Here is a 10881-nt window from a genome sequence, read left to right on the forward strand (position 1 = left end):
GAACTGCTGATGATTCAGACGGAACTGCTGATGATTCAGACGGAACTGCTGATGATTCAGACGGAACTGCTGATGATTCAGACGGAACTGCTGATGATTCAGACGGAACTGCTACAGGGACAGACGATATTGTTTCATAAGTTAGTACATAAAATATTGAAAAACAAGAGTTATTAATTTAACTCTTGTTTTTTTTGCCATAAAGCACTAGTTCATTTTTTCAAAAATTCATTGTATTTTTAATGCTTGAAAAATTAAAAAAAAGCTGATAATATGACTGCTATGAATAAAAAAACTTACAATATATTTGTTATAGGATGTCAAATGAGTATAAGCGATTCAGAACGGATTGCTTTTTCATTGGAATCGCTCGGATACTCTCATGAGAAGGATATTTACAAGGCAGATTTGGCCGTAATTACGACTTGTGGTGTTAAACAATCAGCTGAAAATAGAATATATGGCTTAATCCCAACAATAAAGAAAAAGAATCCAAAATCTGTAGTTATTCTAACAGGTTGTCTTAGTGGAGATAAAATAGTAAAAAAAAGACTGGGTAAGGCAGTTGATGTTTGGATGCCCATAATTAATCTAGATAGTTTACCAGAAATTCTAGGTGGGTATATTGGTGAAAAGAAGACTCTTGAAAGAGATTATTTGGAGCTAAAAGCAAAATACGAATCAGATTTTTCCGCTTTTGTTCCTATTGGAAATGGTTGCAACAATTATTGTTCTTATTGCTACGTTCCACATGCTAGAGGAAGAGAAAAATATAGAAATCATAAGGACATAGTAAATGAAGTAAAAGAATTGATAAAAAAAGAATATAAAGAGATAACCTTAATTGCTCAAAATGTTAATAGCTACAAATCTGGAGATGCAAACTTTTCAAAATTATTAAAAATGGTCAATGATTTAAAAGGAAATTTTTGGCTGCGTTTTTCTACCAGCCATCCCAAAGACATGAGTGATGAGTTAATTGAGACAATGGGGGAATGCGATAAACTTTGTCATCATGTTCATTTGCCAGCGCAAGCAGGAAATAATAAAGTTTTAGAAAGGATGAACAGAAAATATACCAGAGAGCATTATTTAGGTCTTATCGAAAAAATTAGAAAAACCCTAGATACTCAAGCGGGCGTTATAATAAATGGTTTCTGGAACACAGCTGTTTCCATCACAACAGATATTATTGTTGGTTTTCCGGGGGAGACTAAAAAACAATTTGGAGAAACCTTAAGTTTATTCGAAACTGTTAAATATGATATGGCCTATATTTCACCATATAGCTCAAGACCAAATACAGCTGCAGCCAAATTTAAAGACGCAATTTCGGAGGAGGAAAAAAGAAGGAGAGAGGATGAATTAAATGATGTTTTATCAAAATATTGTTTAGAAAATAATAAAGAATATTTAGGAAAAACAATTGAAGTATTGATTGATAAAAAGACAAAAAGTGGACACTGGACCGGTAAAACAAAAACTAGCAAGACTGTGATTATAGAAAAATCAGAAAACAATAATTTGCTTGGACAGATAATTAAAGTAAAAATTGATAAAGTTAAAAATTTTGGTTTGTATGGAGATATTGTCGAATAACAAAGTAATAGTGATACTTGGTCCTACCTCTGGTGGAAAAACCAGCCTTGCAGTTGAGCTTGCCCATAGATTTGATGGAGAGATAGTCTCAGCTGATTCGAGACAGGTTTATCGTGGGATGGATATTGGGACGGGGAAGGATTTAAGTGAATTTAGCTTCAAAGAAAAAAATGGAGATAATGTTAATATACCTTATCACTTAATGGATGTAGTTGATCCGAGAGATGAATTTGATGTAGTCCAATGGAATAAAATGGCTAAACTAGCCATAGATGATATTTTAAAAAGAAATAAATTACCAATAGTCGTTGGCGGAACTGGCCTATATTTGCAATCCTTGGTTGATAATTATGACTTTTCAGAAACCAAGCCAGACAAAGAAGAAAGAAGTCTTTTGGAAAAGAAGAGCATAAAAGATTTAATATTTATCTTAAAAAATATTAAACCAGGAATCGAGGATGAACTTGATGAAAATGATTTGGGAAACAAAAGAAGACTTATTCGATATATACAAATATTGAAAAATAATAAAGATTTTTCAATAAAAAAATCTCTCAATAGTAAAAATAAATATAATTTTCTTTTGCTCGGACTTACTTTTCCGCGAGAAGTTTTAAATGAAAGAATTTATAAAAGATTGATACAAAGAATAGAAAAAGAGGGAATGATTGATGAAGTGAAAAAACTTCATGAGAATGGTGTTAGCTGGGAACGGATGGAGAGTTTTGGATTGGAGTACAAACATCTTTCATGGTATCTCAATGATAAGATATTTTATGTAGAGATGGTTGAGAAGTTAAACATCGCAATAAGACAGTTCGCCAAAAGGCAAATGAGTTGGTTTAGGCGTTGGGAAAAACAGGGGAGGGAGATAAAATGGGTAGATAATACAGGAGAGGCAAACAATGAAATAGTAAATAAATTTTTGAGTAAGTAGATTTAATTTTCTAAAATTTTAAACCCCCTGGATAATATCCAGGGGGTCTTTTTATAAACAGAATTGTCTCATTGTTTTCCTTAGTTGCATTCCTTTTAATTCAGGAAATTTAGGTTTTGGTGAAAATTCAGGGTTGAATTCAAATGGAGAGATTTCAGGCATTTGCCTAAGGATACATTTTCCGTTGTGAAGGCATTCTCTAATGTTCACAAGTAGGGCCCTGCTTTCAGGATTGTCGCATTTACAACTGGGACATTCAGGACATGGCAAAGTTTCTGCAAGACGAAGATTTTCTGACATTAATTCGAATTGATAGCAGTCTTCTGTTGTTTTGTCTTTGCATCCATTGACATAAGGGCATTTTTCTATGAAATGACAATCCATCTCTCTAGGTGTTATGGCCATAGTTTTCTCCTTTTTTTGAAAGAGCAAATTGTCTAAAAAAATACCTCCCAATAGGGAGGTATTTTAGAAAATATAAAAATTTGATTTTTGCAATATTCTTTTGTGTTTATGTATTCTTTCCATTAAGTATATAATAGCAAATAAATGAATAATTGACAATATTAATTTTCCAGATAATCAATTTGTGATTGTATTTTATTTATAGTCCTCTTTATTGCGCTACCTTTAATATTGGATATTGAATCGATAATTTCTCTTGCTTCTCCTTTTGTTTTTTGCTTTAAGATGTCGTTATTTGATGTTTTGATAGTGTGTATGTTTTTTGCTAATTTATTTTTAAATTCAACTGAGTCTCTTATGGCTATTAAATTAGAATTTTCTACGGTTTTTATTCCTTCTTGTTTTTCTTTCTGTTCTACGAGCTTCATGAAAATAGTTTCTCTAAAATTATCAAAATTATCATTTATGGGGATATTTTTTGAAAGCATTTCTACTTGTTGAATATTAATATCTCTGAAGAAATCTTTGTTATCATCAAAAATTTCTTGTACAAGGATATGAAGGATTTCTTTTTCTGGTTTAAGATATTGACCATACCCACTCTTATTCAAATAACTCCTTATTCTTGTCGTTGTTTCCCAGCCAACGTTGCCTTCGCTTATTGTTTCACCATCGTTTGCAGTTTCTGGAACTTCCATGTATATTTTTTCGAGATCATCTTCAGTTTCTTCCAAAATAGCCTCTAATGAGCTTTTATTGTTAAATATATAATTGTTGTTTAATAGAAAGTCTTTAAGCTCTTTTTTAAATATTTCTTGAGTATCAAATTGCTCTAGGGCGTTATTTCCTTCAATGTTCATATTATTTTAATAATTTTTTAAGTATTTCAATGACTGTTTTTGGATTGGCTTTTCCCTTGGTGGCGGCCATAGCTTGTCCGACGAAAAATTGTAAAACATTTTCTTTGCCCGCTTTGTACTCGGCTACTTGGCTTTCATTCTTTGATATAATTTGCTTTATTTCTGATTCGAGTTCTTCTGAATCATCGATTTGTTCAAGTCCAAGATTGTCCATTATTTGGGTGGGGTCTCCACCATTTTTATACATTTCCTCTAAAACAGTTTGTCCTGCACTTGAATTAATCTTTCCTAAGTATATAAGGGATATAAACTCGGCGAAATTTTCTGGAGTTATTTTAATGTCAGTTATATTTAGATTGTCTTCTTTGAGGTGTTTAAAGAGTTCGCCAACAAGCCAATTTGAAGCTGATTTTGCTAGCTTTTTTTGTTGTCTTTCCCAATCATCTCCATGGCTATCAATCCAAGCTCTTAGTTCTGTAATTACTTCTTCAGTATATTGGGCTAGTTTTTTATCTGAAACTAAAATATCTGCAATATCTTCAGTAAAAAAGTATTGTTCAATAAATCTTTCTTTCTTTGCGAAGGGTAGTTCAAGTAAATCTTTTTTAATTTCATTTATCCATTCATCGCTAATACTTAGGGGAGGAATATCTGGTTCCGGAAAATATCTATAATCAGCTGATGTTTCTTTTAATCTTTGGCTAACAGTTTCATTCTTTTTTTCATTCCAGCCTCTTGTTTCTTGAACTAATTCATCACCATCTTCAATAGCACTAATTTGTCTTTTTATTTCATATTCGATAGCTTTTTCGACGGCTTTAAAAGAGTTAATATTTTTAACTTCAACCTTTGGATTTAATTTATATTCACCAATGGTTTTTATTTCACAATTCCCTTCGTATTTCCACCTTCCTTTTTCTTGGACGGAAACATTAGCCTCACATCTCATTTGACCTTTTTCCATATCAGCGTCACTAATTTCTAGATAACGAAGAATCTGTTGATATTGTTGGCAGAATTTTTTGGCAGTTTCAGCGTCTGGAATCACTGGTTCAGTAACCATTTCCATTAGGGGAGTTCCACCTCTATTGAAGTCAATTAGGGAATGGTTTTTTCCTTTCGGGTGAGTTGATTTACCAGTATCTTCTTCGAGATGAATCCTCGTTATTTTAATATCGTGCTCTCCAACTATCATATTCCCATCATAAACAAAAGGAAGGTCATATTGTGATATTTGATAACCCTTAGGAAGGTCTGGGTAGAAATAGTTTTTTCTATCAAATTTACTAAGCTTATTTACTTTGCAGTTAAGTGCTAACCCGGTGAGGATTGTCCACTCAATAGCCTGTTTGTTGGCAATAGGGATGGTCCCAGGGTGTCCTAGACAGATGGGACAAACTACTGTGTTTGGCTCTTTGCCTTCAGCATCATTATTGCATGAGCAAAACATCTTGGATTTTGTTTTTAGCTCAGCATGTATCTCAAGCCCAATTATAACATCGTATTTATCACTCATATTTTTGCTAATTTTAAGAAAAATTAATGTTTAAACTATTTTCATTTTATCTTAAAATGAGCTAAAAATCAAGATAAATCGTTTTAGTACCCCTGAAACAGGTGTTCAACACCTAAAAAGCCAAGATTCGATTAGTTTCATGAAACGTAAGTACGTTCGTAAGTACGAACGTACTTACGTCGATAAAAAAATGCCCACTTTGTAGCGGGCATTAAGCTCTTTTGTGAAATTCTTTTGTAAAAATTTTTTCAAGAAAAATTAGTGAAAAATGTAGTAGTATAAACCAGACTGATTCAATAAATATTTTGTAAGCTTCCGAACTGTCTTTAAAAACTATTGATATCAAAAGATAGATTGAAAAAGCAAAGCAGATTATAGCAAATATTCTACATATATAGATTCCATATCTTAATATTTCTACCATTTATCCTCCTCTTGGTTTTTTACTTAGAGGAGTTAAGTCTTCAGTTATTAGTTGCCTTAAATATATAAGACAAACAGTCGCCACGATTAAAATAGAGGCATAAAATAATAAGCTAATTTTCTTTTCAGCATCGTCAATTAAAAACATTAAAACTATTTGCGATATAGAGATAGTTCCCAATATACAAATACTAACAGTGTAAAACCAAAAAAATATTTTGATTATTATCATCGTATTTCCTTTCTTGTGAGATATTTAATATAATCCACTAGATCCATAGCCATTTTCTCCTCGTTCTGTTTTGTCGTCTAATTTTGTTTCTAAAATAAGAGGGTTTTCAATTTTTTGAATGAGCAATTGAGCAATTTTTTGTCCAATTTCTATATTATAAATATTATTACTAACATTGGCAATGTTTATTGTTAATTCTCCTCTGAACCCGGCATCGATTACTCCCCCCATTGTGTTTAGCCCGGTTTTTGCAAGGCCACTTTTATCCCAAACAAGTCCGACATGACCTTCAGGAATGGCTATTTTAAGACCGGTCCTGACAATAGCTCTCTCGCCAGGGTAAATAGTTTTTGATTCCACGGAAGATAAATCAAGTCCAGCGTCATGTTCGTAGCTCCTAGTTGGTAGCTTTGCATTATCAAAAATTTTTTCAACTTTTAAGATATTATAAAAATCGTCAGTATAATTATCATGAAGCTCTTTACGGTGGTGGAACATTAATTCCCCACCATACAAAAATCCCTTAGATTTTATAAAGTCAGGGGAGTAGTCGCCTTTATTCTTCAGGAAAGGTGAAATGATTTTCCAAATATTTTGATTTATTACCTCTTTGTTTAAAAATAAATTATCTGGCGAACAATCTATTAACTGGAAATCATCAAAAAGCTTGTTGAGTTCTAGATAGACTCTATTTGCATTTTTTAAATGATTCGAGCTTGCCTCATGAATATCTTGTTTAGAATTTTCTAAGTATTTTTTCTTTTCCAATTCGTCCAAAAGTTTTTTTGATATATTTGAAGAAACATGAAGTATTATGTTTATATCTGGTTTTGGTACTTGGAAAACTTCATATTCCAGATTGTATAGCCATTCAAAAAATTGTTTTCGTTTTTCTTCATCGTCTATTTTGCCACCCTGGTGCCCCATGTTGGCTGATACATATCTGTCACTCAATACAATTTTCCCTTGCGTAAGCCAGGTTTTAATCTGATCTTTAGCGTCATATCTATCAGTCGCGTAAAAAATAGAGGAGGCATATGGCCCAACATTATCAGCATCACCGTACTTTCCGTTGAGGTATTCTTCAACCATTCCTGCTGACTTTTTCCCATATTGGGGAAATTTAATTATTTCGACCTCATAACCAAGACTTCTAAACCTTTCGGCTAGAATTTGGATTTGAGTTGATTTTCCCGAACCATCAGCCCCATCGATGGAGATAAATAATCCTTTTTGTTCTTGATTTTCCATTTTTGGATAATAAAAGAGGAGTAAAATTCCTCCTCTTTGTATTTGTATTTTAGTATAATATAGCTTTAAGTCAAGGCGTCTAGTTATCAATTATCTTAGAGACCTCTTTGTTTACATCTTCAACACTTCCCATTCCGTCTATTTTTATATAAACCTCTTTTTCTGCATAGTAAGTGGTTAATTCTTCAGTTTGGCTATGATAGGTTGCCAATCTTTTTTTAATAGCCTCTTCTTTGTCGTCATCTCTTTTTATTAATGTTTCTTCGCATACATCACAGAGGCCTTCGTTTTTGGGAATAATATGAGTGAGATGATAAACAGCTCCACAGCTCGGACAAGTCCTTCTAAGGCCAATTCTTTTTACAGCCTCAGTGTCACTAATCCATATTTCAAGGGCTAAATCAATTTCAACAAAGCTATTCAAGAATCGAGCTTGATATAGATTCCTGGGGAACCCATCTAGAATAAAGCCATTTTGACAATCATTTTTACTTAATCTATCTTTGACGATTTCATTCGTTATCTCATCGGGAACAAGAGTACCACTGTTAATTATTTTTTCAATTTTTTGCCCTAGCTCAGTTTTGTTTTTAATATTTTCTCTAAATATATCACCAGTAGAAATATGGGGGACAGAATGTTTTTTACTACTTAGTTTTGCTTGAGTTCCTTTTCCTGATCCTTGTGGACCAAATAGTATTATGTTCATAGAAATTTAAGTTCTAAGCCCTAAATCCTAAATTCTAAACAATATTTAAATTTGTTTAGTATTTAGTGCTTAGAATTTAGAGTTTATTTTTAAGTTGTAGATTTAATGAATCTATTTTTCTTTTCAAATCTTCTAATGATATTTCATTTAAAATGTGATAATCAGCTCTTGCAATCGGTCCTCCTTTGTCAGTATTTTCTATTTCTGAATAATCTCTTTCTATAAATTCTTCGCGAGCCGACATCGGTCTTTCATTAATGCGCGCTAGCAATCTTTCAAAACGAACAGAAGGGGAGGCGTGAATTGCCATAACTCTAAATTTATCTCCGAATTCTTCCTTAAAAATTTTGTATTCTTTCCAGGAATAGAGACTCTCTATTAAAATATTATTATTTTTCTTAAGTAGTTCTTTTATTTCAGGTAAGGCAAGCCTTGCATAAGCTCCCATCCCTAATTCTTTTCTTATCTTCTCTCGAATTAGTTTTTCGTTTTTATAATTTGTCTCAAGGCCTTCTTTTTTTATTCTATCAAAGGTAAATTTACCAAAATATATTTTTGGCCATCCAAATTTATCTTGCAAATATTTTATAGCCTCAGATTTTCCAGACCCTGCCATCCCGACAACGGCTATAATTTTTTTATTATTTATTTCCATGTACCTGTTCTATATAAGCCATCAAATTTGATATTATTATCTTTGAAAACTTCTATTATTTTATATTTACCTTTTGTGTGAAGTTCTTTGCCTAGCTTGAAATGAGTAGCCTCTGTGATAATAATGCCTGCTCTTGGTCTCGATAACTGCTCATCTCCGCGTGTTTCAAGTAAAGGAACCTCACCATCTAGCCAAAAAAAACGTTGTCCTTTTTTGAGAAACTTATATATTTGTCCACTCTGTGGGTTCTCCGGGATACATTCTTCAAGTTTTCTTTTTCCGGTCTTATATTCCGATATATTTCGGAGACATAAATCTGGATTAAATTCAGCATTAATTCCCATATTATTTAGTTAATTCTATAAATTTAAATTTTATTCCTTTTTGTTCATAGTTTTCTTCTGAAATTATATTCTTAAATTGAGAATAATCAGGAAAGAATGTGTCAGCTTCTGGTTCATCATCTACTATCGTTAAATAAAGTTTTTCAGTGTGGGGGAGTGCTTGTTCGTAAATTTGTCCACCACCAATGATAAATATTTCCTTGTCTTTGTAAATTTTTGCTTCTTGTAGCACTTCATCTAATGAATGTTTAATAAGGCAACCGTCTGCTTTGAATTTTTTATCTCTTGTGATAATAATATTTGTTCTATTTGGTAATGGGTTACCAATTGATTCATAAGTTTTTCTTCCCATCACAATAACATTACCAGAAGTAATTTTTTTGAAATTCCTTAAATCATCTGGAATATGCCAGAGTAATTTATTGTTCCTCCCAATTGCATTGTTTTTGCCTAAGGCACAAATAATTGAAATCATAAGTCATGTAACATGTAGCATGTAACACGCAACATTTTAGCTGTTGAGTATTTTGTTACATGTTACATGTTTTGTGTTGTGTGATTAGTATCCTCCAATATTTGCAATTTCAGCTTTAATTCTTGGATGAGGGTCGTATCCCTCAACTTCAAAATCTTCAAACTTGAAATCATCAATATTCTTTATATCTTTGTTTATTTTCATTGTAGGGAATGGTTTTGGCTCCCTGCTCATTTGTTCTTTGATTTGATCCATGTGGTTGGAATACACATGAGCATCACCAAAAGAATGTACAAATTCTCCTGGGACTAGTCCTGTAACCTGGGCTACCATTTGGAGGAGTAGGGCATAGCTCGCTATATTAAAAGGAACTCCTAGAAAAATATCAGCACTTCTTTGGTAGAGACCAAGATTTAATTGATTTCCGTTGGTGACAGCAAATTGAAAAGTTGTATGACAGAATGGAGGCACTTCACTTTTGTTTCCCTCTGAGGCCATGGCGTAAATAAAGTCGGGGTTCCAGGCAGATACAACGTAGGATTTTCTGAATGGTTTGTCTTTGAGCCCTTGGATCACCCAGGCGAGTTGGTCAATTTCACGACCATCTGAAGCTGGCCATCTTCTCCACATGCGTCCGTAAATCGTAATAAGGTCGCCCCATTTTTTAACAAACTCAGAATCAGCAGATTCGTCTTTTATTTTTTGCATGAAATTTGCTTGTGTCATGTCTTTTGAGGCGTCATTCTCAAGCGCCCATTTGTGATATCTTTTCCAGGCCCATTCATCCCAAATTTTAACATTGTTATCTACTAAATATTTCATATTTGAGTCTCCTTGAAGAAACCAAAGTAATTCATGAATAATTCCTTTTAGAAATACTTTTTTGGTTGTGAGAAGAGGGAATCCCTTTGACATATCAAAACGAATTTGTCTTCCAAAGACGGAACGAATAGAAGGAGGCTCTTCACCTTTCTTTTTATATTCAGCTAAAACTTCAGGAGTAAAGAAGAGAGGTTTGTCAGAACCATTATTAAGAATATCTTGAAGTAGGTCTAGGTATTGTTTTTCGGGGTGAATCATTTTAGTTAAAAGATGAAAGATGAAAGTATAAAGATTGAGATATCTCTTTTAACTTTTAACTTTTATCTTGTTACTTATTTATATTTGTTTTTCTTGCCCGTCTGTTGAAACTCTTCCTCCTTGCCATTGTCCTTTATACTGGTTTCCTTCACCAAGGACTTCGTGAAAAGTTACATGAACTACACGAGCACCAAATGATACTTTGATATTTGATTGACCAAGATTGGCTAGTCCAAAAGTAAGTTCCCCAGAATATCCAGGCTGAATGATACCGTTAAATAATCCAAGTCCAGAGCGGAAGAGGGTGGTACGTGGAACAATAATTCCTGAAAGAGTTGTTGGTAGATTTACTTTTTCAATAGTTTTAATAAGATAGTATTTCCCAGGTTCAAAAA

Annotated in this window: 13 protein-coding genes; 2 read left to right on the top strand and 11 right to left on the bottom strand. The window is 32.9% G+C overall.

Annotated elements, in window-relative coordinates; all coding sequences use genetic code 11:
• Positions 1-273 precede the first annotated feature (273 nt).
• Together miaB and miaA are read left to right on the top strand one after the other, a co-directional pair.
• The gene (miaB, locus tag PF572_06300) at positions 274-1599 is read left to right on the top strand and encodes a tRNA (N6-isopentenyl adenosine(37)-C2)-methylthiotransferase MiaB (protein MDA3840664.1); all 1326 of its coding nucleotides are present in this window, start codon (positions 274-276) and stop codon (positions 1597-1599) included.
• Positions 1580-2536 carry a tRNA (adenosine(37)-N6)-dimethylallyltransferase MiaA gene (miaA, locus tag PF572_06305; GenBank protein ID MDA3840665.1) on the top strand — a complete coding sequence of 319 codons (957 nt, stop codon included), beginning with the start codon at positions 1580-1582 and terminating at the stop codon, positions 2534-2536. The genes miaB and miaA overlap by 20 nt, the downstream gene beginning before the upstream one ends.
• Before the next feature lie 51 nt (positions 2537-2587).
• Here the strand turns inward: miaA and PF572_06310 are convergent, their stop codons facing one another.
• The 11 genes from PF572_06310 to PF572_06360 form a co-directional block, all read right to left on the bottom strand.
• Positions 2588-2941: a hypothetical protein gene (locus tag PF572_06310; protein ID MDA3840666.1), complete on the bottom strand. Its 354-nt coding sequence runs from the start codon at positions 2939-2941 to the stop codon at positions 2588-2590.
• Between the two features lie 161 nt (positions 2942-3102).
• Positions 3103-3801: a hypothetical protein gene (locus PF572_06315; GenBank protein ID MDA3840667.1), complete on the bottom strand. Its 699-nt coding sequence runs from the start codon at positions 3799-3801 to the stop codon at positions 3103-3105.
• A 1-nt stretch (position 3802) separates the two neighbouring features.
• Positions 3803-5317, bottom strand: coding sequence for an Asp-tRNA(Asn)/Glu-tRNA(Gln) amidotransferase subunit GatB (gatB, locus tag PF572_06320; protein MDA3840668.1), 1515 nt, complete (start codon positions 5315-5317; stop codon positions 3803-3805).
• A 424-nt stretch (positions 5318-5741) separates the two neighbouring features.
• The gene (locus tag PF572_06325; protein MDA3840669.1) at positions 5742-5972 is read right to left on the bottom strand and encodes a hypothetical protein; all 231 of its coding nucleotides are present in this window, start codon (positions 5970-5972) and stop codon (positions 5742-5744) included.
• Between the two features lie 24 nt (positions 5973-5996).
• Positions 5997-7223, bottom strand: a complete 1227-nt coding sequence (gene dut / locus PF572_06330) for a dUTP diphosphatase (protein ID MDA3840670.1) — start codon at positions 7221-7223, stop codon at positions 5997-5999.
• A gap of 79 nt (positions 7224-7302) precedes the next feature.
• The gene (locus tag PF572_06335; protein MDA3840671.1) at positions 7303-7932 is read right to left on the bottom strand and encodes an adenylate kinase; all 630 of its coding nucleotides are present in this window, start codon (positions 7930-7932) and stop codon (positions 7303-7305) included.
• Between the two features lie 76 nt (positions 7933-8008).
• Positions 8009-8587 carry an AAA family ATPase gene (locus PF572_06340; GenBank protein ID MDA3840672.1) on the bottom strand — a complete coding sequence of 193 codons (579 nt, stop codon included), beginning with the start codon at positions 8585-8587 and terminating at the stop codon, positions 8009-8011.
• The gene (locus PF572_06345; GenBank protein ID MDA3840673.1) at positions 8578-8931 is read right to left on the bottom strand and encodes a hypothetical protein; all 354 of its coding nucleotides are present in this window, start codon (positions 8929-8931) and stop codon (positions 8578-8580) included. The genes PF572_06340 and PF572_06345 overlap by 10 nt, the downstream gene beginning before the upstream one ends.
• A 1-nt stretch (position 8932) precedes the next feature.
• Positions 8933-9406, bottom strand: a complete 474-nt coding sequence (locus tag PF572_06350) for a dihydrofolate reductase (GenBank protein MDA3840674.1) — start codon at positions 9404-9406, stop codon at positions 8933-8935.
• A gap of 84 nt (positions 9407-9490) precedes the next feature.
• Positions 9491-10486: a thymidylate synthase gene (gene thyA / locus PF572_06355; GenBank protein ID MDA3840675.1), complete on the bottom strand. Its 996-nt coding sequence runs from the start codon at positions 10484-10486 to the stop codon at positions 9491-9493.
• Positions 10487-10564: 78 nt separating this feature from the next.
• Positions 10565-10881, bottom strand: a 317-nt coding sequence (locus PF572_06360; GenBank protein MDA3840676.1) for a hypothetical protein, incomplete at its 5' end; no start/stop codon positions are given.

The organism is Patescibacteria group bacterium (genome assembly GCA_027858235.1).
Lineage (GTDB): Bacteria > Patescibacteriota > Patescibacteriia > Patescibacteriales > BM507 > BM507.

Coding starts and splice junctions, on each gene's coding strand:
- PF572_06315 (MDA3840667.1), bottom strand. CDS start 3,801: ATGAACATTGAAGGAAATAACGCCCTAGAGCAATTTGATACTCAAGAA.
- PF572_06350 (MDA3840674.1), bottom strand. CDS start 9,406: ATGATTTCAATTATTTGTGCCTTAGGCAAAAACAATGCAATTGGGAGG.
- thyA (MDA3840675.1), bottom strand. CDS start 10,486: ATGATTCACCCCGAAAAACAATACCTAGACCTACTTCAAGATATTCTT.
- gatB (MDA3840668.1), bottom strand. CDS start 5,317: ATGAGTGATAAATACGATGTTATAATTGGGCTTGAGATACATGCTGAG.
- PF572_06325 (MDA3840669.1), bottom strand. CDS start 5,972: ATGATAATAATCAAAATATTTTTTTGGTTTTACACTGTTAGTATTTGT.
- miaB (MDA3840664.1), top strand. CDS start 274: ATGACTGCTATGAATAAAAAAACTTACAATATATTTGTTATAGGATGT.
- PF572_06310 (MDA3840666.1), bottom strand. CDS start 2,941: ATGGCCATAACACCTAGAGAGATGGATTGTCATTTCATAGAAAAATGC.
- PF572_06345 (MDA3840673.1), bottom strand. CDS start 8,931: ATGGGAATTAATGCTGAATTTAATCCAGATTTATGTCTCCGAAATATA.
- PF572_06340 (MDA3840672.1), bottom strand. CDS start 8,587: ATGGAAATAAATAATAAAAAAATTATAGCCGTTGTCGGGATGGCAGGG.
- dut (MDA3840670.1), bottom strand. CDS start 7,223: ATGGAAAATCAAGAACAAAAAGGATTATTTATCTCCATCGATGGGGCT.
- PF572_06335 (MDA3840671.1), bottom strand. CDS start 7,932: ATGAACATAATACTATTTGGTCCACAAGGATCAGGAAAAGGAACTCAA.
- miaA (MDA3840665.1), top strand. CDS start 1,580: ATGGAGATATTGTCGAATAACAAAGTAATAGTGATACTTGGTCCTACC.